Origin of the sequence: Saccharibacillus qingshengii (assembly GCF_013185195.1) — a bacterium.
In the GTDB taxonomy this organism is placed as follows: Bacteria; Bacillota; Bacilli; order Paenibacillales; family Paenibacillaceae; genus Saccharibacillus; species Saccharibacillus qingshengii.
This window is the reverse complement of sequence record NZ_JAAZWC010000003.1, coordinates 1-18,231: the sequence shown is the minus strand read 5'-3', so window position 1 is coordinate 18,231 and position 18,231 is coordinate 1. Positions and strand designations below refer to the sequence as shown.

General features: G+C 54.1%; 25 protein-coding genes and 1 pseudogene. 8 read left to right on the top strand and 18 right to left on the bottom strand.

Annotation, left to right across the window (positions count from 1 at the left end; all coding sequences use genetic code 11):
• Positions 1–108: 108 nt before the first annotated feature.
• From HRQ60_RS03525 to HRQ60_RS03505, 5 genes are all read right to left on the bottom strand, one after another.
• Positions 109–975, bottom strand: a complete 867-nt coding sequence (locus tag HRQ60_RS03525; protein ID WP_172194262.1) for an SDR family oxidoreductase — start codon at positions 973–975, stop codon at positions 109–111.
• Positions 972–1,403, bottom strand: coding sequence for a hypothetical protein (locus HRQ60_RS03520; RefSeq protein ID WP_172194261.1), 432 nt, complete (start codon positions 1,401–1,403; stop codon positions 972–974). The genes HRQ60_RS03525 and HRQ60_RS03520 overlap by 4 nt, the downstream gene beginning before the upstream one ends.
• Before the next feature lie 180 nt (positions 1,404–1,583).
• Positions 1,584–2,129: a MarR family winged helix-turn-helix transcriptional regulator gene (locus HRQ60_RS03515; RefSeq protein ID WP_172194260.1), complete on the bottom strand. Its 546-nt coding sequence runs from the start codon at positions 2,127–2,129 to the stop codon at positions 1,584–1,586.
• Between the two features lie 204 nt (positions 2,130–2,333).
• Positions 2,334–3,305: a 6-phosphofructokinase gene (gene pfkA, locus HRQ60_RS03510; RefSeq protein WP_172194259.1), complete on the bottom strand. Its 972-nt coding sequence runs from the start codon at positions 3,303–3,305 to the stop codon at positions 2,334–2,336.
• A 15-nt stretch (positions 3,306–3,320) separates the two neighbouring features.
• Positions 3,321–4,403 (bottom strand): tetraprenyl-beta-curcumene synthase family protein, encoded by a 1,083-nt coding sequence (locus HRQ60_RS03505; protein WP_425501619.1) that lies wholly within the window; start codon positions 4,401–4,403, stop codon positions 3,321–3,323.
• A gap of 299 nt (positions 4,404–4,702) precedes the next feature.
• Here HRQ60_RS03505 and HRQ60_RS03500 point away from each other — a divergent pair, with 299 nt between their 5' ends.
• Positions 4,703–6,016: a multi antimicrobial extrusion protein MatE gene (locus HRQ60_RS03500; protein WP_172194258.1), complete on the top strand. Its 1,314-nt coding sequence runs from the start codon at positions 4,703–4,705 to the stop codon at positions 6,014–6,016.
• A 173-nt stretch (positions 6,017–6,189) separates the two neighbouring features.
• Here the strand turns inward: HRQ60_RS03500 and HRQ60_RS03495 are convergent, their stop codons facing one another.
• Positions 6,190–6,387 (bottom strand): cold shock domain-containing protein, encoded by a 198-nt coding sequence (locus HRQ60_RS03495; RefSeq protein WP_018975236.1) that lies wholly within the window; start codon positions 6,385–6,387, stop codon positions 6,190–6,192.
• Positions 6,388–6,554: 167 nt separating this feature from the next.
• On the opposite strand from HRQ60_RS03495, the gene HRQ60_RS03490 reads away from it, so the two are divergent.
• The 6 genes from HRQ60_RS03490 (at position 6,555) to HRQ60_RS03465 (ending at position 11,404) form a co-directional block, all read left to right on the top strand.
• The gene (locus tag HRQ60_RS03490) at positions 6,555–6,788 is read left to right on the top strand and encodes a hypothetical protein (RefSeq protein ID WP_172194257.1); all 234 of its coding nucleotides are present in this window, start codon (positions 6,555–6,557) and stop codon (positions 6,786–6,788) included.
• 6 nt (positions 6,789–6,794) lie between these two features.
• A complete protein-coding gene (locus HRQ60_RS03485; protein WP_172194256.1) occupies positions 6,795–6,977 on the top strand; it encodes a hypothetical protein in 183 nt (60 codons plus the stop codon).
• Positions 6,978–7,025: 48 nt separating this feature from the next.
• Entirely contained in the window at positions 7,026–8,828 is a 1,803-nt protein-coding gene (pepF, locus tag HRQ60_RS03480) for an oligoendopeptidase F (RefSeq protein WP_172194255.1), read from the top strand.
• An 82-nt stretch (positions 8,829–8,910) separates the two neighbouring features.
• Positions 8,911–9,318 carry a LapA family protein gene (locus HRQ60_RS03475; protein WP_172194254.1) on the top strand — a complete coding sequence of 136 codons (408 nt, stop codon included), beginning with the start codon at positions 8,911–8,913 and terminating at the stop codon, positions 9,316–9,318.
• Positions 9,319–9,495: 177 nt separating this feature from the next.
• Positions 9,496–10,533: a M42 family metallopeptidase gene (locus HRQ60_RS03470; RefSeq protein ID WP_172194253.1), complete on the top strand. Its 1,038-nt coding sequence runs from the start codon at positions 9,496–9,498 to the stop codon at positions 10,531–10,533.
• The gene (locus tag HRQ60_RS03465; RefSeq protein ID WP_246281099.1) at positions 10,520–11,404 is read left to right on the top strand and encodes a hypothetical protein; all 885 of its coding nucleotides are present in this window, start codon (positions 10,520–10,522) and stop codon (positions 11,402–11,404) included. Before HRQ60_RS03470 ends, HRQ60_RS03465 begins: the two co-directional genes overlap by 14 nt.
• A gap of 98 nt (positions 11,405–11,502) precedes the next feature.
• Here HRQ60_RS03465 and HRQ60_RS03460 read toward each other — a convergent pair whose 3' ends face one another.
• The 3 genes from HRQ60_RS03460 to HRQ60_RS03450 all read right to left on the bottom strand — a co-directional run bounded on the left by HRQ60_RS03460 (position 11,503) and on the right by HRQ60_RS03450 (position 13,091).
• The gene (locus HRQ60_RS03460; protein WP_172194252.1) at positions 11,503–12,033 is read right to left on the bottom strand and encodes a hypothetical protein; all 531 of its coding nucleotides are present in this window, start codon (positions 12,031–12,033) and stop codon (positions 11,503–11,505) included.
• Positions 12,023–12,589, bottom strand: coding sequence for a helicase (locus tag HRQ60_RS03455; RefSeq protein WP_172194251.1), 567 nt, complete (start codon positions 12,587–12,589; stop codon positions 12,023–12,025). Before HRQ60_RS03455 ends, HRQ60_RS03460 begins: the two co-directional genes overlap by 11 nt.
• A 76-nt stretch (positions 12,590–12,665) precedes the next feature.
• Complete coding sequence (locus HRQ60_RS03450) at positions 12,666–13,091, bottom strand: MerR family transcriptional regulator (RefSeq protein WP_172194250.1); 426 nt, start codon at positions 13,089–13,091, stop codon at positions 12,666–12,668.
• 178 nt (positions 13,092–13,269) lie between these two features.
• Here HRQ60_RS03450 and HRQ60_RS03445 point away from each other — a divergent pair, with 178 nt between their 5' ends.
• Positions 13,270–14,121 carry an aldo/keto reductase gene (locus HRQ60_RS03445; RefSeq protein ID WP_172194249.1) on the top strand — a complete coding sequence of 284 codons (852 nt, stop codon included), beginning with the start codon at positions 13,270–13,272 and terminating at the stop codon, positions 14,119–14,121.
• 120 nt (positions 14,122–14,241) lie between these two features.
• Here the strand turns inward: HRQ60_RS03445 and HRQ60_RS03440 are convergent, their stop codons facing one another.
• From HRQ60_RS03440 to HRQ60_RS03400, 9 genes and pseudogenes are all read right to left on the bottom strand, one after another.
• Positions 14,242–14,430: a hypothetical protein gene (locus tag HRQ60_RS03440; protein WP_172194248.1), complete on the bottom strand. Its 189-nt coding sequence runs from the start codon at positions 14,428–14,430 to the stop codon at positions 14,242–14,244.
• A gap of 52 nt (positions 14,431–14,482) precedes the next feature.
• Positions 14,483–14,923, bottom strand: coding sequence for an ADP-ribosylation/crystallin J1 (locus HRQ60_RS03435; protein ID WP_172194247.1), 441 nt, complete (start codon positions 14,921–14,923; stop codon positions 14,483–14,485).
• 63 nt (positions 14,924–14,986) lie between these two features.
• On the bottom strand, positions 14,987–15,730 hold the full coding sequence (locus HRQ60_RS03430; protein WP_172194246.1) for a hypothetical protein: 744 nt from the start codon (positions 15,728–15,730) through the stop codon (positions 14,987–14,989).
• Positions 15,731–15,745: 15 nt separating this feature from the next.
• Positions 15,746–15,898 carry a hypothetical protein gene (locus HRQ60_RS03425; protein ID WP_172194245.1) on the bottom strand — a complete coding sequence of 51 codons (153 nt, stop codon included), beginning with the start codon at positions 15,896–15,898 and terminating at the stop codon, positions 15,746–15,748.
• Between the two features lie 24 nt (positions 15,899–15,922).
• Positions 15,923–16,183: a hypothetical protein gene (locus HRQ60_RS03420; RefSeq protein WP_172194244.1), complete on the bottom strand. Its 261-nt coding sequence runs from the start codon at positions 16,181–16,183 to the stop codon at positions 15,923–15,925.
• 168 nt (positions 16,184–16,351) lie between these two features.
• The gene (locus tag HRQ60_RS03415) at positions 16,352–16,684 is read right to left on the bottom strand and encodes a hypothetical protein (protein ID WP_172194243.1); all 333 of its coding nucleotides are present in this window, start codon (positions 16,682–16,684) and stop codon (positions 16,352–16,354) included.
• Between the two features lie 70 nt (positions 16,685–16,754).
• Positions 16,755–16,964, bottom strand: coding sequence for a hypothetical protein (locus tag HRQ60_RS03410; protein WP_172194242.1), 210 nt, complete (start codon positions 16,962–16,964; stop codon positions 16,755–16,757).
• Between the two features lie 54 nt (positions 16,965–17,018).
• Positions 17,019–17,546 (bottom strand): annotated as a pseudogene (locus HRQ60_RS03405) (tetratricopeptide repeat protein); the annotation flags it as partial.
• 23 nt (positions 17,547–17,569) lie between these two features.
• Positions 17,570–17,782 (bottom strand): tetratricopeptide repeat protein, encoded by a 213-nt coding sequence (locus HRQ60_RS03400; RefSeq protein ID WP_172194240.1) that lies wholly within the window; start codon positions 17,780–17,782, stop codon positions 17,570–17,572.
• Between the last annotated feature and the right edge of the window lie 449 nt (positions 17,783–18,231).

Below are 18,231 nucleotides of genomic sequence, written 5' to 3'. Positions count from 1 at the left end.
GCCCGGCTTCTTATTCCGCCAAAAGACGCGTGTTCTTCGCCGCTACCGGTGAAGAACACGCGTCTTTGCCGATTCGGCCGCCCAAACTCCGGCAGACCGACTGCGTTTCTAACGGAAGCGGTCCGCATACTCCTGCAGGAAAGCATCCAGCGTACGCGGCGCTCTGCCAAGCAGCTGCTTGATGCTGTCCGTAGGGCGTTCCGGCACCTTCATGGACAAAGTCTGAATCTCCACGACATGGTTCGCAAGCCAAAGCGGCATACGGGCACGCTCGGTTAAATGATGCAGCAGCTCGGCCGGTTCCATGTGGATATACAGGATCGGGCGATTCAGAATCTCGGACAAGCGGCTTGCGATTTCGGGGTAGCTGTACGTTTCCGAACCGGTCAGCGTATAGATACCGCCCCGCCGCCCGGGCCGGGTCAGCACTTCCGCGGCCGCATCCGCAATATCTCGGCAGTCGACAAAATTGCACGGCGTATCGCCCATGATGCCGAAGAAACCATTTTGAGCCGCAATCGTGGGCGCCAGACCGAACAAGTTCTGCATAAACGCATAAGGACGAAGCACCGTATAATCGAGTCCCGAGTTCTTCAATACCTTTTCGATCTCCCTATGCCAACCCGCTACGGCCACCGGCGCACTCGGTTCAAATAACGGGCTGGATATTTTCACAAGATGTCTGACTCCGGATTGGGCGGCACTTTGGATAATGGCGCTCTCCTCTTTCACCTGATCGGGACTGTTGGATAAGGCGAAGAATACCTGATCGGCTCCCGCAAAAGCGCGGCGCAGCGAATCGGGATCGGAAGCATCCGCCGCCGCGATCTCAACTGCCGAACGTCTTTGTGCCTCAAGCCGGTGCCGCAGCTTGCCCGGGTCTCTGCTAAGTGCGCGAACAGGGACATCCACATCCCTCAGCCGTTCCAGCAGAGCCTGCCCGATCGTGCCTGTCGCTCCTATGATTGCAATCATGTTCGTCCACTCCTTTTAGGTGAAGTTTGATTCGCAAGTGCTGCCCGCCATCGCCAGGTCACGATAGCCCCGGCCAGAAATCCGGACAGCGGAAAATCGGTCGGGATTCGATTTGTCCAGTCCGGACGGCGATTGGGAAACACGGTTTCGATAAAATCGGCTGCCAACCCCGCACTGCCCAACCCCAGACCGCAGCCGAGTGCGGCAAATCCCCCGACAACGGCCCATAGGGGAGCCTCGGCGACCCAGCGCATACGGCCTACGCCGCTCATCAGCAGCAGGCCGATAAGCAGCGCGGCCACAGCCGACATTCCGCCGATCGTAGTGAACGCTCCGAACCGAAGTTCCGGATTGGCAGTCACCACGCCTCCGATCCCCGCCATGACGGCAGGAGCGGCATAGCCCATCGCCACTTCGCGCCCTAACACAAAATTCTTTTTGCCAATACGACTTTTCTTCGCTGCATGCCTAATAGGACTTCCTCCTTGCTCTTCTTCGTCAACTCTGGTTCAGCCATATGATTAGGATCCTAACTATAGGAGAATAAGAAAGGCCCGGCTGGGCCGGTCCTGCTTATTCGTGACCGATCTTCTTGGGCAGCTGTAAATCTAGGACTGCTTATCGCGTTCATTCGCAAGTCCCGAGATCCCTTGGGTAATACGGCCGAGCAGTTCAAGGAATACGCTTCGTTCCTCGATCGCGAGCAGACCGACCATGGATTCCAGCCAGGCAAAATGTTCGGCGGCCATCTCCCGAAGTTTCGATGCACCAGATTCCGTCAAGACGACGGTCCGCTGACGGCCGTCTTCGGCACTTGCCCGTCGGGCGACCAGGCCGTCCCGCGCAAGCGTATCGATGAGTCCGGTCACCGTGGCGCGTGTTACGCCCAGATGCTCGGCCAGCTGCGAAGGCAGTTCTTCTCCCCCGTGATCCTCGAGATCCGCCAACAGGCGGTAGCGTCCCGTCGACAAACCGAATTTTGAAAAGTGGATCTCGGAAGCTTGGGCAAGCTTGGCTCCCGCGGCCATCAAGCGGGCGGCAACCAGTATCGCCTGGGCATCCACATCCAGATCGTAACGTTCAATCTGACGTTGGGATTGGGCCAAGGTAGGAGCGGCATTGGGGTCATGGATCGTCTTGGAGTTATTGTTCATGGACTTAGTATGGATCCTAACTACTTTGTTGTCAACTTCTTTTTGAACGGCAATCTGCAGTCGACACCGGCAGCCGTTTGCGGTCGGGCGCTTTTAGGCATACCAAAAAACCTTCGCGGCGGAAACGGCCTAACATCTGCCGTTTCGGTGCGAAGGTTCGATTGGGGTCCGGCCCGCCGTTCATGGCGCGGCAGGACAAGTGGCTTACTGCGACAAACGCAGCGCCAGTTCGTACATTTCGTGATCGAAATCGTTTTTCGTGTTGACGACCTTGTCGATATCGGTCAGCGTCAATTCGCCTTTGATGATCCCGCAGGCTTTGTCGCTTTCGCCGCGGATCAGCGAACGTACGGCGAAATCGCCAAGACGGCTGGCCAGGTTACGGTCGAACGGAGTCGGCGTGCCGCCGCGCTGGATATGGCCCAGAACGGTGACGCGCGCATCGATCTGCTTCGAATGCTGCGACAGTTCTCTGGCGATATCTTCGCCTTTGCCTGCCCCTTCGGCCACCACGATGATACTGTGGCGTTTGCCCATGGCAAAGTTGTGCGTCATACGCTGTGCCACTTCGCCCAGATCATAAGGCACTTCCGGAACGAGGATCGTCTCCGCGCCCGAAGCGAGGCCCGAATGCAGCGCGATATCGCCGCAGTGGCGGCCCATGACTTCCACGACGGAAGCGCGTTCGTGCGAAGACATGGTATCGCGCAGTTTGTTGATCGCATCGACGACAACGCCGACAGCCGTATCGAATCCGATCGTATAATCGGTAAACGAAATATCGTTATCGATCGTGCCCGGCAGGCCCATCGTGTTGATTCCGAGCTTGCTCAGCTTGTTCGCGCCGTGGTACGAACCGTCGCCGCCGATGACCACCAGGCCGTCGATCCCGTAACCGCGAAGAATTTCCGCCCCTTTGCGCTGGCCTTCTTCGGTGTAGAACTCTTTGGAACGCGCCGATTGCAGCACGGTGCCGCCCCGCTGAATGATGTCGCCTACGCTGCGCAGATCCATTGAGAAAATATCGTTATTGAGCAGACCCTGATAGCCGCGCTGAATACCGAAGATTTCGATTCCGTGATAAAGTGCGCTGCGCACAACGGCGCGAAGCGCGGCGTTCATTCCCTGGGAGTCTCCTCCACTGGTCAATACGGCGATTTTTTTTACTGCTGACATGTTGCTTCCTCCTTGTTAGTCCTGCTTATGTTTGCGGATCCAGATACTGTTGACGAAAAAGAACATACGCATCAGCGGACTTTTCTTCATCAACCGTTTAGACACGGTTCGCACGTCCTTCTGCTGGCTGACTTTGGGATCGGACAAATACAGCGCAAGCAGCCCTTCGATGATCATACGGTGGAAAGCGGCATGCGGAAGCCCCGCCACGTCCCGCCTCGCGCCGTTTACGATCTCTTCGACACGCGCGAGCATAGCCTCCCCGCTCTCATAGTAATTGCAAAAATTCAGGTCGCCTCCGACGCGGTCTTCTTCCTGATCGATCAGATAATCGAGCATGATATGAAGACCGCATACGTATGGAAAATAAGCTTCGTACACGGACCTTGCGTCTTCCGCACCAAAATCGTCGCGGCTCGCTCCGGCAAACAGCATAAACATGCCGAGCGTCGAACCGGTCGCGGCGGCAAACTCGTTCCAGTACAGGTCCGGCGCAAGATCGGCGTGTTCCGCTCTCCAGGCCGTCAGCGAAGGTTCGCGCAGTTCGTGCGAAATATGCTTGTAAACCTGCAGGTCGCCGTACAGTCCGACAAGGCGGCGTACATAAGGCTGGGCGTGAACGTAACCCGGCAGCTGTCTGATCTTGTCCTGACAGGTGGCAACCAAGGCGTTCAGATATCCTCCGTCTTCCTGCTCATCGCGGAACCGGTAATAGTGATCCGTCGGAGCATCCGGGTCGATCGCATCCAGCATGGACTTATGTAAAAGACGAAAATCCTGAGGATCCAGCGAAGTGCTTCGGTCGCACAGATTGTCGAGATAGTCGCTGATGGTCTGAAGAGCCACAATCAGCGGAATAATCACGTCTTTTTTGTCCAAATGGATGGCCGCGTAGACCGAGCCTCCCTGACAATGGAACTCTTTGTCGGCGATGCTCGCCAGTGCCTGGGTACGCAGTTCCGGGTCGGGAATGGTCTCGGCACGGCTCTTCCAGCCCCCGAGTGCGTCCTTGACGTCCGGCAGCACCACTTTGTACACCAATCGCATAAGGCGGATCGGATTTTCGGGAACGTTGTGCGCGGTTCTGAGTCGATTCAAAGCTTACCTCCAATACCAGTCTTAGATCTACCCAAATTCACTTCCATTATAATATGAGGGGTCTACTTTATACAAATAACCTTCGTCATATTCCGGCGTTTTTTCAACGTTTTTCTGCAAAAAGTGCGGCGCTTCACGCCTTCTTTCCTTTTTGGACAGGGCCGCGTTCGAAAAACGTTCAATTTCGGGAAACTTTTCCTCCGCCGGCTTCAAACAATTTCAGTCATGCTATACTGGAAAATGACCATTTTTTTGAACGTGTCCGTGCCTGTACCTTCTTTTCGGGAAAGGAGTCCGTCATGTCCGATGTTCCGCTGTCTTGGAAACGCCTGCTGCTCTTCTTCGTGCCGCTCGGCTTATCCGCTTCCCTTGTCACTTTGTCCCACGTCATTATCAACCGGACGCTGGCCTATGCCGAATCGCCGGAAACCGTGATCGCCAGCTATGCGCTGGCCGGAAGTCTGCTTGCGATCACCGAACGCCCGTCCACCCTGCTGAGGCAGACCTGCTCGGCTTTGGTACGCGACAAAATCTCGTTCAAGGCGCTCACCTTCGTGACCTACGTCTTCTTGGTGTGCGTCATGGCGATCGGTCTTGTCATCGCCTACACGCCGGTCGGCAACGGCATCTTCGGCATTCTGTTCGGCGTGGACCGCGAACTTCTGCCGAGCGTCCTCGCCGTTTACGGCGTCTTGATGTTCGTCAGCGTTTTCTCGGTCATCCGCAATATTTACCAGGGCATCATCATCACGAACAACCGGACCAAATGGCTGACGATCGGCATGGTGATCCGTCTGTCGGGGATGTATCTGATGTCGCTTTATTTCGTACATATCGCCGGGGTTCACAGCGGCGTCGTCGGCGCAGTCATCTTCGTCTTCGGCATGGTGATCGAAGCTTCGGTCAGTTTCCTCGAAGGCCGCAATATCGCAAGGCGCATGCCGCTCAAAAAGGAAGGCCATCCCGTGGAAACGCGCGGCGACGTGTTCCGCTTCTACAAGCCGCTGCTGTATTCGTCCTTCGTCGCCATGTTTATCGGTCCCGCGCTCAATATCATGCTGGGCAAAACGGACGGGGTTGCGCTCGCTATTTCTTCCTTTGCGGTCGCGGGCAGCCTCATGCAGCTGATGCTTAGCTTCTTTATGTATATCCACCAGATCGTGCTCAATTATTACCGGATCGATCCGGTCATGGTGCGCAAGTTCTCGCTGGCGATCGGCTTTGTTCCGGTCACGTTGGTTGCGCTGATCGCCTATACGCCGCTCGGCTACTGGGTATTCGGCCATATTATGAACGTCGACGGCATCCTGCTCGAAGAAAGTCTGCGCACCCTTCGGGCCTTTATCCTGTATCCGCTCGTTATGCCTTGGCTGGACTACGGCAACGGCCTGATCCTGCTCGAAGGGCAGACCAAAGTCATGCTGCGCTCCCAGCTGGCCAATGCGATCTGCACGATCGCCCTTCTATTCCTGCTTGTGGCGATCGTGCCGCACTGGAACGGCATGATCGGCGCTTTGGCGCAGTCGGTCGGCCTGCTGGCCGAAGCCGTCATTATCTTCCTCGTCGTACGCCGGATGGGACGGGAACCGAAGCTGAACCAGCCCAAGACGTAACGGATTATGCCGGCAGCCCCTACTCGCCCGGGAACGCGCCAACGCTCCAAGCAGCGGCGTATTTCCGGGCTGGTTCTGCCGCTTCCTTCCTGTATGGGCATGCAAAAAGGCACAGTTCCGGGTAGGAGCTGTGCCTCGGTTTGCTATGTCATCAAATCAGGTAAGAAAAATTCTTACAGTTTGATTACGTTAGCTGCTTGCGGTCCACGGTTGCCGTCGGTGATTTCGAATTCGACTTCTTGACCTTCGTCAAGCGTCTTGAATCCGTCGCCTTGGATTGCCGAGAAGTGTACGAATACGTCTTCGCCGCCTTCTACGGACAGGAAACCATAACCTTTTTCTGCGTTAAACCATTTAACTGTACCTTTCAAGTGAACAACCTCCTAAAAATATCACCATCTGTGGTGAGTATCGTTATTATACTGCAACAAAAAACCTTTGGCAATTGAAAACTGGACCCTGTTTCAGCGTTGCTTTTGCCTGGATGGGTAGGGTATGATTTTAGATAAGAAACGATTTGAAACGAGGAATAGCTGATATGATCAAAAAGTACACCATCTACAAAACCGACAACTGGAACATGATGACGGTCGAAGTTCACGGCCGCCAGCGGGTCCTGCGCGAAATCTCCGATCAATGGGGCGAAGAAACGCATAATTTCATGAGCCGGCCGGCCATGATCGAGTGGGCGGAACGCCGTTTTGACGCGGAGAAATTCGAAGGCACCGAAGAAGAGCGGCAGGCTATTCTCAAAGCCCTCAAGGATGTGTAGGTTCTTATGAACAATACGACCAACATCGCCGCCCTGCTGATCCTGACGCTCCTGCTCGGCGGTGTCGTCGTTTTTTACAAAGACTCCATCCCGCCGAAGCTCAGACGCGGTCTTGCGACCGCCGCTGCCTTGATGCTGCTGATTTCTTTTATCCTGACAGCCTATACGCTGTTTAGCATGGGCTCCTAACCGGGCCTTTTTGCTGCGATCCAACATTCCGAGGAGGTCATGAGAATCATGAGTACAACGCCCAAAACCCTGCCGAAACGAAGCGAAGTGTCCGCCGAGCATCAATGGAAGCTGGAAGATTTGTTCGCGGACCAATCCTCCTGGGACAAGACTTACGACGAGACCAAGAAGCAGCTCAAGAAATTCGAAGAATTTCGCGGCAAGTTAAATAGCGAACAGCAGATCGGAGACTGCTTCAAGTTCGAAGACGAAGTCTCGCTCAAGCTGGAGCAGCTCTATGTCTACACGCATCTGTACCATGACCAGGACACCGCCAACCCGACTTACCAGGCGCTGACGCAAAAAGGCCGCAAGCTGCTGGTCGATGCCGGCGAAGCGATGTCCTTTATCACGCCGGAGATCCTGTCCCTGGACGACGCGCAGCTCGACCAACTGATCGATGCTCCTTCGCTCAAGCCGTACCGCTTCACCCTGCAGGAAATGAAACGGGAGAAAGCGCATGTGCTGTCGCAGGCCGAAGAAGCGCTGCTGGCCCAGGTCGGCAATCTGTCGCAGGCTCCGCAGAACATTTTCGGCATGCTTAACAATGCGGATCTCAAGTTCCCGAACATCGAGGACGAGCACGGCAATGAAGTCGAACTGACCCACGGCAGCTATATTCAATTCCTCGAAAGCGCCAACGTCGACGTGCGCCGCCGGGCTTTCCAGGCCGTGTACGGCACGTACGCCAAGCTCAAGAACACGATCGGCGCGTCGCTGACGGCCAACGTGAACAAGAACATTTTCTACGCCCGCGCGCGCAAATATCCGTCCGTGCTGGAAATGAAGCTGTACGGCGACAACGTCCCGGTATCCGTCTACGACAACCTGGTCGGCTCGATCCATGAAAGCCTGCCGATTCTGCACCGCTACATGCGCCTGCGCAAAAAGCTCATGGGCGTGGACGAGCTGCATATGTACGATCTGTTCGCTCCGCTCGTCGACGAGTTCAAAATGGACATCACGTACGACGAAGCCAAACAAACCGTGATCGACGGCCTGCAGCCGCTCGGCGCCGATTATCTCCAGGTGCTCGAAAGCAGCTTCAAGGAAGGCTGGATCGACATTTACGAGAACGAAGGCAAACGGACGGGCGCTTATTCCTCCGGCGCTTACGGCGTGCATCCTTACGTGCTGCTCAACCACAAGGACAACCTGAACAGCATGTTCACGCTGGCCCATGAAATGGGACACGCGCTGCACTCGTACTACTCGGACAATACGCAGACCTACCGCGACGCGCAGTACACGATCTTCCTGGCCGAAGTAGCCTCGACGACCAACGAAGCGCTGCTGATGGATTATCTGCTCAAAAAAGCGACTGATCCCAAAGAAAAAATGTATCTGCTGACGTATTATGCCGATCAGTTCCGCACCACCGTGTTCCGCCAGACGATGTTCGCCGAGTTCGAGAAGATCATTCACGCGCGTACGGAAGCCGGAGAATCGCTCACGCCTCAGGATCTGTCGAGCATCTACTACGACCTGAACGTGCAGTACCACGGCCCGGACATGGTCGTCGATCAGGATATCGAGATGGAATGGGCGCGGATCCCGCATTTCTACAACAGCTTCTACGTGTACAAGTACGCAACCGGCTTCTCCGCCGCGACCAGTTTCTCCAAGCAGATTCTGGAAGAAGGCGCACCGGCGGTCGAACGCTACCTCAGCTTCCTCAAGAGCGGCGGCAGCGATTATTCGATCAACATCCTGCAAAAAGCGGGCGTCGACATGTCTTCTCCCGAGCCGGTACGCGAAGCGATGAGCGTGTTCGAAGCGCTGATCGAACAGATGGAACAGCTGTCTCAATAAGGACACACCTTCCTGCGTCAAAGTTCATCCTTTCGGCTAATGATCCTAATAAGCAACAAAGCGAAAGGAGACATATTTATTCATGAAAGCTCAATGGTCTTTGATCTTGATGCTGATCTTCGCCGTGATCGTGGCCGTATTTGCAGTCATTAACGTCAACCCGGTCGAAGTCAACTTCTTGTTCGGCTACGCGGATGTTCCGCTGGTCCTGCTCATTCTCGGCAGCGCGCTCTTCGGCGGTCTGGCTGTAGGCATGTTCGGCGTATACCGCCTGTTCCAGACCCGTCGCGAGTTGAAAAAGCTTCGTGTAGAGAACGAACAGCTGCGCACGCAGCCTTCTACGCCTTCCGTTGCTTCTTCCGTGACGCCGCCGGCTTACAACGAGCCGACCGTCTCGGCGGACCCGACCCCGCTCGAGCCGATCTCGGACGATCTCGACCGTGAACCGGAACCCCGCGGATTCCGTTCGGACAAGCTGAACAAGCTGTAAGTCTTCCGATTCCGGACAAGTCTCGAACCGCTTCAAGAAGAAAACCGCCGCCCGCTACTGGGAGCGGTTTTCTTCTTGATTGTTTGTTGTTCTTGACCGTAAGGCGGCGGCCCGGTATTTCCAGGTGCCGCCGCACCTATTTTATTCTCATTTTATTTATATGGAGGTCTGTCTATCATGACGGTACATATCGACGAACAATACGTGGTCACCCTGCTCAAGAAACTGCTCGACACCCCAAGCCCGACCGGTTACACCCATCACATCATCGACCTGATCCGCGAAGAAGCGGAAAGTCTCGGGTTCCCGGTCACGTTTAACGAAAAAGGCGGCGCGATCATCAGCATGGAAGGCGAAAACGATACGTACACCGTCGGCCTGAGCGGTCACGTGGATACGCTCGGCGCCATGGTCCGCTCGATCACGCCGCACGGCACGCTGAAACTCACGTCGCTCGGCGGATTCGCGATGTCCAGTATCGAGAACGAATACTGCATCATCCATACGCGCAGCGGAAAAACGTATACCGGCACCATCCTCACCCAGCACCCTTCGGTGCATGTATACGCCGACGCCCGCGACTTCAAGCGTTCGGAAGAACATATGGAAGTGCGGATCGACGAATTGGTCTCTTCCCGCGAAGAAGTTGAAGCACTGGGTATTCGTACCGGCGACTATATTTCGTTCGAAGCGCGCGCCGTCGTCACCGAGAGCGGCTATATCAAATCCCGCCACCTCGACGACAAAGCGAGCGTAGCCGCACTGTTCGGTCTGCTGGAGTCCGCCAAGCGCGAAGGCTGGAAACCGAAGCAGAACGTCAAGATCCTAATCTCCAACTACGAGGAAGTGGGTCACGGCACCGCATATATCCCGTCCGATATTGCCGAGCTGATCGCTGTCGATATGGGCTGCATGGGCGACGATCTGACATGCAAAGAAACGGATGTCTCGATCTGCGCCAAAGACTCGTCCGGTCCGTACGATTACCATATGACCGGCAAACTGATCGAACTGTGCGAAGCGCAGCAGATCGAACATGCGGTAGACATCTATCCGTTCTACGGCTCCGACGCTTCGGCCGCGCTGCGCGGCGGCAGCAATATCCGCGCCGCCCTGATCGGACCGGGTGTACACGCTTCGCATTCGATGGAACGTACGCATACGCGCGCGGTGATCGGCACGGCGCGCCTGCTGTGCGCGTATGTCCGGGCGTAACGACGCAGGCGGACCCCAAGAAGCCGGGCCAGACGGAACTCATGCGCAGCCGGATCGCCAGGCTGCCGATTTCTCGGACCGCCGCAGGCTGCGCAGACGTCTGATCGGAACGCTGCTTGTGCTGCTGGCTTTGTCTGCGGCAGCTGCCGTCTGGCTGCTCCTCTTCCCTTCGAAGCCTGCGCAGCCGTTCGACGGTCTGCCAAAACGTTACACGTACGCGGAAGCCAAGGCCCCCGGACTGCCCAAGCTGCATATGCTGGCTGTATCCCCGGATGATATCGTGCTGCGCGCGGACAAACTTCCGCTCAAGCAGATTCCGGCTTACGGGATCAACGGCGGGTTCTTTTACGAAGAATCGCTGCTCTCGCTGGCCGTTACCGACGACAAGCCGGCCAACGGCAAGCGGGACGCTTACGGCTCGGGCTGGTTCAACGCCAAGTATGCGCGCGGAACCCTGGTCTGGGACGGCGCGAAGCGCAAGTTCTCGGTGCAGGTGGTCTCGTCAGCCGACGAGCTTAAGGTCAGCGACCGCAGCGACTATTTCGCCCAGGGCGGAGTTAGCTTGAACCTGGCGAACGAAGACATCTGGGAAGACCGGAGTGCACGTGAGCATCTGCCTTTTGCCGGGGATAAACGCATGCGCTCCGCTCTCGTCTACAATAATGCCGGGCAGCTGTGGCTGGTCGTCACCCCCGCCAGCAGCACCGCTGCCGATTTCCGCGCGGCGCTGCTGGCGGGCGTTCCCGGCGAAGGACGCGAAGGCATCTTCCTCGACGGCGACGGTTCTTCGCAGATGAACGCGGACGAAGTCCTGCTGCCGGGCGACGGACGGATGGTCGTGCAGATGATCGCGGTGTCGGCGGCAGAGTAGTCTTCGCGGCACGCGGTAAAGTCCTTATCCAAAAAACCTTCACTTCCGCTGTGGGCGGGAGTGAAGGTTTTTTGTCGTGGATCGATTTGCCAAGGCATTCAATTCCCTCTTAGATCGAATACCGCCTCATACCCTCCATCGTACAGGTTTACGAAGTAATACCCGGAGAAATCTTTGGTCGATCGCAGCCTATGGAATCTAAGGTCCCGATGTTCCACGTAATATGAGTCCATTTTATCGCTCTTGGCTTTCAAGACTTCGACCTCTACCGTATGATCCTTATCTTTGGCGCCGGAGTAAGAAACCGCCTCGTAATAGTCAATCAATTCACTGAGGCTGAGATCGCTTCGAACCAGCATCCCCGCAAAAAAGTCGATGCCGTTTCCGTTACCGTTCAGTTTGCCTACGGCCGTTTCCATTTCGACAAGAACGGTATCTTCCGGCAGCGGGACTTTTTTCAACTGTCGGCTGAACGTATACGCATGAATCTCGTTCCATATCGGGAACAGGACGTACAGCGAGCAAAAAGCAAGAAAGAGGACCAGTACGGATACCAACGCGAATTTCACGATTTTTTGCACGATTCTCGTCACTTTAGCCAATGCTCGCATCACGCGGTTATGACTCATGACAATTTCCCTGCCAGTCTGTCTGTCTCGCAAAAACAAACCGGTCCCACGCATTCCACACATGAACCGCATCGGCCCGATAGCCGCGCAGCCACAATACGCCGTCGATATTTCGCAGGTAAAAACCTTTGGGAAAATCGTCGCACTCACTCAGCGGTTCCGATGCTACCGTGATCGAAGCGTGCGGCGCCTCATGCTGCACGGAACGCTCCGCACTTCCTTCCGGCTGATCGGTGTACTGCAGCCGCAGATGCGGAGCCAGTTCCAGCGGACACGCCGCAAGACCGAGTGCGCTCGCCCGCTTGAAAATCTCGCCTGCCGCTGCTCCGTCCATGAATCCCAGCTCACCGACTGTGAGTTCGACCGTCTCGACGGTATGAGGCTGATCGGAAGTCGTGAAACGTTCGTCTGCGAACAGTTCTTCGGCGTAAGCATTCAGAGAAATACCGGCATTTTGCAAACTCTGTCTAAGCTGCGAACGGGTTAATCCGCCAATGTGTACCGTTCTTGCAGCGGCGGGAACATGCGGATATCCATTCTCGGATTCGGCGGTCATGATCATTCCTCCTTGCTGTTCGGATAATCGAGCAGGATCTTCTCGCTCAATGCCGGATCGGATCAACCCCGAATCGTTATCGGCTGATCGCCGCATCTCGAGCGCCTTTCTCCCACGTAGAAGGATTGGTCGCGTCGGGGATATGCTTCTCCATAATCTCCTGGTAGTGGGCGATTTTCTGTTCCATATGCGCGAGGCGCTGTTTGGCTTCTTCCACCTGCACGAGCGCTTCTTCCCGGTACTGCTGCATCATGACATATCGCTCCGGCACCGTCGAATCGCCTTCCTGGCAGAGATCCACATAATGCTTGATGGTCTCGATCGGCAGCCCCGAGCGTTTGAGACATCTCACGCCGTGCAGCCAGTTGATCGCTTCTTCGTCAAACAGCCGAATATTATGTTCATTGCGCTGCACGCTTGGTACTAATCCTTTATCCGTATAAAAGCGCACGGCGTGCTCGGTCAGTCCTGTCCGCATCGCCGCTTCTTTGACCGTATACATATGAAGTTCCTCCCCGATAAAAAAATTCAAAAAACCGCTTGCCTTCGTGTTACACGAAGGATCTAGGCTTATTGTAAAGCAACACGGCCGCAGAAGAAATACGACTGTCTCTGCTCTCACCTGTGCACAGACCGCGGCCGTTAGCTTTATACGATTTCAATCCCGGGAGGAATAGATCATGCAAACTGTAACGTTAAACAATGGCGTCCAAATGCCGATTCTCGGCTTTGGCGTCTATCAGATCCCGGATGCCGAAGAATGCGAGAATGCCGTCTACGAAGCACTGATGGCCGGATACCGTCTGATCGACACTGCTGCCGGTTATTTGAACGAGCAGGCGGTCGGACGTGCGATCAAACGCAGCGGCGTCCCGCGCGAAGAACTGTTTATCACGACCAAGCTGTGGATTCAGGATGCCGGTTACGAGAGCGCCAAATTGGCTTTTGCGAAGTCGATGGACAAACTTCAGCTCGACTATCTCGATCTGTATCTGATTCACCAGCCGTTCGGCGATTACTACGGTGCTTGGCGCGCGATGGAAGAGCTGTACCACGCAGGCCACATCAAAGCGATCGGCGTCAGCAACTTTCATCCCGACCGCCTGATGGATCTCATCGTCTACAACGAGGTCGTGCCGGCTGTCAATCAGATCGAAACGCATCCTTTCTATCACCAGGCCAACAGCGCAAACTTTATGAAAAGTCAGGGCGTCCAGCACCAATCGTGGGGTCCGCTTGCCGAAGGCCGCAACAACCTGTTCGGTAATGAGACACTGACCGCGATCGGGCAAAAATACAGCAAATCCGTCGCTCAAGTGGTCCTGCGCTGGCTGACCCAGCAGAACATCGTGGTCATTCCGAAATCCGTACGGCGGGAGCGAATCGTTGAGAACCTCGACATTTTCGATTTTGAACTGAACGCGGAAGATTTGGAACAAATCGCGGCACTGGATACGGGAGAGAGTCTGTTCCTATCGCATCGCGATCCGGAAGCCGTCAAGATGCTGGGAACGCTGCGGGTTGAGCTGTAAAGGAAGCGGTGAAACTTCCTATGTCGGATAAGAAGACAGCTTGAGATTGGTTTGTAAAAAAAGCTCCGGTGCCGCTAAGGCTCGGAGCTTTTGTGGAATTCGGCGAAAGTCGGAATGGCATTACTTCGCCTTGGATTCAGACCTTTTTCCAAACAAATAAACAACCCAGTATCCCAGCGCCACGATACCTGCTGCCCCCAAGCAAACCAGTATGGCAGCTGTCGTGATCGTTCGTGCAACGAGATAGTAGGCCAGCAGCCCGGTCAGAAAAGATAGAACCAGATTAAGGATCATGTTTTTGCGTTTCATGAGGGCCTCTTTTCTAGGGATGGATTTGGATTACGGTTGGGAGAAGTACCGATTACTCCTCCAAATGCGTGCGTAATTGGGCAAGCAGCTGCTTGAGCGCCAGAGCTTCCAGAGGCATCGCCGCCGGCGTCAATCCCGCATAATGCGGTCCGTAGAAAACGTCGACGACCCGGATCCCGCCTTCGATATTCGCGTTCATCTCTTCCAACTCGTCGGACGGAATCCACAGCTCCGCATGCTGCCTCGCGCCTACGACCTTCTCGTCATACCGATCGATAAACGGGCTCTTCACCTGGAATTCCGTCACGAACCCGACAAATCCGGAGAAGCGGTCCTGCGTGTTCCATTCCTTGGCGATCCGGTCCGCATACGGCTTGTTCAGCACCGGGTAGAAGATCGGTTGATCCGGCAGGCGCGGGGGGAACCCCTTAAGATCCTGATCCAGAATCAACTGCATTTCGGCTAGGCCGACCGGCCTATACAGAGTTTTCATCGTGAGCACCTTCTTCCTTCTCCGTGTGGGTATAGAGGATTATCCGCCGATAGTTGAGCAAGCTTACTCTTCGATGATTTTGGCGCTTAACCAGAAAGTACCGGAGACAATTCCGCCTACCGGGATCTCTTCGTCCAAGGTCTCCCGATCCGCCACCACATCGATCTCGCCGCCCAACGTTCTCACCAGCGCCCAATGAAACGATGTTCCGGTATATTCGTTCGTGATCCAGGCACTCTGCAGCACTTGACCCGTAAACATCGCCATCGAACCCGGTTCGCCTTCTTCGACGAATAACCCGGTAGGAATAAACGCTTCCGCCGCAAACTTCACTTCCTCGTGCTGCTGGAACTCATGGAATTGTTCCTCATTGTCAAACACGCTGAGTTCATGCGCAAAAGCAGTCAACTGAATGGTCACGCTCCGGGGCAGCTGTACGTCTCCGTACACGGCTCGGTTTGGCATCTCGAATACAAACGGATACGAGTCCGACTCCTCTGTTTCCCCGTCGAATTCCGCCCAGACATGAAAAGTCCCATCCAGCTCGCTGCCTTCGCTGCGGATGATCTCGTCCGTCAATTTGACCTGGAAGCGGGAGGAACCAAAGTAATGCGGATTGAGCCCGATCACCTGATTCTCCGTATTCATCTGCAGCCATATTTCGATACCCGAGCCGGCCTGCGCCAGCAGGTAGATCCCGCGTGCCGTTTCGATGCTCTCCCCCGTCTCGTACGCATACTCGGCCACCTCTTCGAAATCTTCTGCGGAATGAACGTTAAAGCCGATTGCTGTCATATGGTTGGACATGGATAGACCTCCTTTTTACAGCCTATTGTCTACTTTCCACTCTCCGTTAACCTTCAGCAGCGAGTAAGACACATAATCCCAGGACTCGTCCCCCCACGTTCTTTTTACATCAATCCGCACTTCATTTTCGTTGATTTTGGACAGCTTCTCTACTTTAACGTTCTGCATGCTCAGCGAGTCTCGGTTCCATTCCTAATAAATATGCACCATTTCGTTGATCGAACGCTCATTGGAGGAATCGCCGGTACACCATACATACGATCTTCGAATGAATTCGTCCGTCGCGTACTTCCGCCATACCCGGATATCTTCGAAAGCCTCGAAATAATCGGCGATGACTTCCTGCAGCTTCGCATCCTCGGATTGCGGAGCATTTGGAACGGCTGCCGTCTCTTTGGAGGCGCATCCAACGAGCAGGGAGAATAGCAGAAGAAGACAGAAGTGATTTTTCATAAGAAGCCTCCTTTTCCGGCTTTTCTGTTAAGCGTTGAAACGCCCACTTCAACCAGCAGTCAAAAGCAGCAGAATCGCTCTCTTTTTATCGATCAAGCTGCCTATGTTCTTCTTTTACCCTGAATGCGTCTTCATATAAGTGTCTTCTAGGCATCTTCCAAACACTCTTTACTTGTATTCTTCCCCTTCATCCCCGACCACGATCGCCTTGAGCTTACTCGCGATCTTTTTCATTTTTTCAATTTGATCCTCATTCGAATGTCCGGCCGAGATTTCTCCTTCCATGAAAGTAAACGTGACCTGCATTTCTTCGTCTTCCACGGTTGTCTTCCATACGGCCATGCCTTCTCCGGATATCCCCATGGTCATTCCATTGGGAAGCGTGATTTCAATATGGTCGGTAGGCTCCAGCTCATTGTCCTGCTTGATATAATTCATCCATTCTTCCAGCGTGATCGGATGATCTTCATCTTTTCTTTGAATATGTAGGTTATAAGCCATTTTATCGTCTCTCCTTGAATAGAGGTAACTGCTGCAGATTCATTACGGCGACCTCTACAGAGGTCTCGATCTATCCTTTGATCTGTATCAAACTAAAAACATTCAGCGGTTCATGGATCACTTGTTCTTCATACGTCATATCTCCCACTACAGCAGGAACAAATTCTATTGCCTCTCGAGACTTCACTTCATCCAGATCCATGACTTCAGCCGTATTAGGATCGAGGGCTTGTCTCATGGCGTCCGTGAACTTATAGTGAGCCAACAGCTTGCCGTTCATTAGTCTGAAATCATTGTGGTACAGGGAAGACACTTCGGGATCCCATCGTAATATTCACTCCAGAGTAAGGCGAATTTCTGCAGCATGAAGATTGGATCGTTTTCTATAAGTATTGAAGCTATCTTCAGCCCTTTTGATCTCGCCCATTTCCGTTAGTACAACGCCCTGATTATAGTAATAATCCAAATCATTCGGATTCAATGCAATGGCCTGATCAAACTGCTCTAAGGCTTCCGGCAAAGCTTTTTGTTCGTAAAAAAGATTGCCCAAATTATAGTGAGCTTCGTCATCCGCAGGAGCGATTTCGATACACTTTTTATAGCTTTCGATCGCGGCATGGTCTTGTTTAAGTTCTTCCAGCACAATCGCTTTATTAAAATGTGCAGCGGCATGGTCAGGTTTGGCTTCGATCGCTTTATCATAAGAGGCCAGAGCTTCATTGAACTGCTTGAGCTCTTTTAACGCATTCGCTTTGTTAAAGTAGGCTGAACTAAAATCCGGATCAATCTTGATCGCCGCATCGTATAAGTCAATGGCTTCAAGTGATCTCCCTAAAGCGGACAAAGAATTCGCTTTATTGTATAGGTATTTGGGATTGTTTGGCTCTAGTCGATTGCCCGATCAAAAAATCTAACCGCTTCTTCATGAAGTTCTTGTTCTGCCCGTGTATTCGCGATGTTGTAATACAAAGTCGGATGGTTCGGAACCAGATGCAGGGCTTGGAGGAAACAGGTGATAGCCTCATCGAATTTCAACTCTTCGCAAAGTTTTAATCCTTCTTTGTGTAATCGGGCTGCTTGCTTCTTTTGAAGGTCCATTCTTTCCCCTCCATCTTATAGCAGTCGAGAGGTTATGAAAGAGATGTAGATGGATCAAAGCTAGTATGAAAGATTGGGTTATATGCTTGACTCGGCGCATGCTCGTTGTCCGGCGAATGCCGCTCAAAGGGTATGCCCGCAGCGTGAATATGATGTTGGTATTCTCAGTTCATCCCCGACTCGTTCGAGGATGAACTTTTTCTTTATACTGGAGGAAACACGGGGTGAAATAACGCATGTTTTGTTGGGACACCGATCCCGTCTTGTAAAGTGTTATAGGCCCTCGCCTTTTGTTCATACCCCGATTTAGCTGGTTGGGCCTAGAGCCCGCATCACCGTGCCAACCTGTGGAGAATGAAAGTGCTGGCTCCCGTGAAATTAAAGGAGGTCCTCATGAATCAACCTGTTCTCAGCATTGACGTCGCTAAAGGTAAAAGCGTGGCGGCTGC

Coding starts and splice junctions, on each gene's coding strand:
- HRQ60_RS03440 (WP_172194248.1), bottom strand. CDS start 14,430: ATGAAACGCAAAAACATGATCCTTAATCTGGTTCTATCTTTTCTGACC.
- HRQ60_RS03410 (WP_172194242.1), bottom strand. CDS start 16,964: ATGAACGGCAAGCTGTTGGCTCACTATAAGTTCACGGACGCCATGAGA.
- HRQ60_RS03455 (WP_172194251.1), bottom strand. CDS start 12,589: ATGACCGCCGAATCCGAGAATGGATATCCGCATGTTCCCGCCGCTGCA.
- HRQ60_RS03430 (WP_172194246.1), bottom strand. CDS start 15,730: ATGTCCAACCATATGACAGCAATCGGCTTTAACGTTCATTCCGCAGAA.
- HRQ60_RS03465 (WP_246281099.1), top strand. CDS start 10,520: ATGTCCGGGCGTAACGACGCAGGCGGACCCCAAGAAGCCGGGCCAGAC.
- HRQ60_RS03420 (WP_172194244.1), bottom strand. CDS start 16,183: ATGAAAAATCACTTCTGTCTTCTTCTGCTATTCTCCCTGCTCGTTGGA.
- HRQ60_RS03460 (WP_172194252.1), bottom strand. CDS start 12,033: ATGAGTCATAACCGCGTGATGCGAGCATTGGCTAAAGTGACGAGAATC.
- HRQ60_RS03470 (WP_172194253.1), top strand. CDS start 9,496: ATGACGGTACATATCGACGAACAATACGTGGTCACCCTGCTCAAGAAA.
- HRQ60_RS03525 (WP_172194262.1), bottom strand. CDS start 975: ATGATTGCAATCATAGGAGCGACAGGCACGATCGGGCAGGCTCTGCTG.
- HRQ60_RS03500 (WP_172194258.1), top strand. CDS start 4,703: ATGTCCGATGTTCCGCTGTCTTGGAAACGCCTGCTGCTCTTCTTCGTG.
- HRQ60_RS03490 (WP_172194257.1), top strand. CDS start 6,555: ATGATCAAAAAGTACACCATCTACAAAACCGACAACTGGAACATGATG.
- HRQ60_RS03400 (WP_172194240.1), bottom strand. CDS start 17,782: ATGGACCTTCAAAAGAAGCAAGCAGCCCGATTACACAAAGAAGGATTA.
- HRQ60_RS03485 (WP_172194256.1), top strand. CDS start 6,795: ATGAACAATACGACCAACATCGCCGCCCTGCTGATCCTGACGCTCCTG.
- pfkA (WP_172194259.1), bottom strand. CDS start 3,305: ATGTCAGCAGTAAAAAAAATCGCCGTATTGACCAGTGGAGGAGACTCC.
- HRQ60_RS03515 (WP_172194260.1), bottom strand. CDS start 2,129: ATGAACAATAACTCCAAGACGATCCATGACCCCAATGCCGCTCCTACC.
- HRQ60_RS03435 (WP_172194247.1), bottom strand. CDS start 14,923: ATGAAAACTCTGTATAGGCCGGTCGGCCTAGCCGAAATGCAGTTGATT.
- HRQ60_RS03450 (WP_172194250.1), bottom strand. CDS start 13,091: ATGTATACGGTCAAAGAAGCGGCGATGCGGACAGGACTGACCGAGCAC.
- HRQ60_RS03475 (WP_172194254.1), top strand. CDS start 8,911: ATGAAAGCTCAATGGTCTTTGATCTTGATGCTGATCTTCGCCGTGATC.
- HRQ60_RS03445 (WP_172194249.1), top strand. CDS start 13,270: ATGCAAACTGTAACGTTAAACAATGGCGTCCAAATGCCGATTCTCGGC.
- HRQ60_RS03425 (WP_172194245.1), bottom strand. CDS start 15,898: ATGCAGAACGTTAAAGTAGAGAAGCTGTCCAAAATCAACGAAAATGAA.
- HRQ60_RS03415 (WP_172194243.1), bottom strand. CDS start 16,684: ATGGCTTATAACCTACATATTCAAAGAAAAGATGAAGATCATCCGATC.
- pepF (WP_172194255.1), top strand. CDS start 7,026: ATGAGTACAACGCCCAAAACCCTGCCGAAACGAAGCGAAGTGTCCGCC.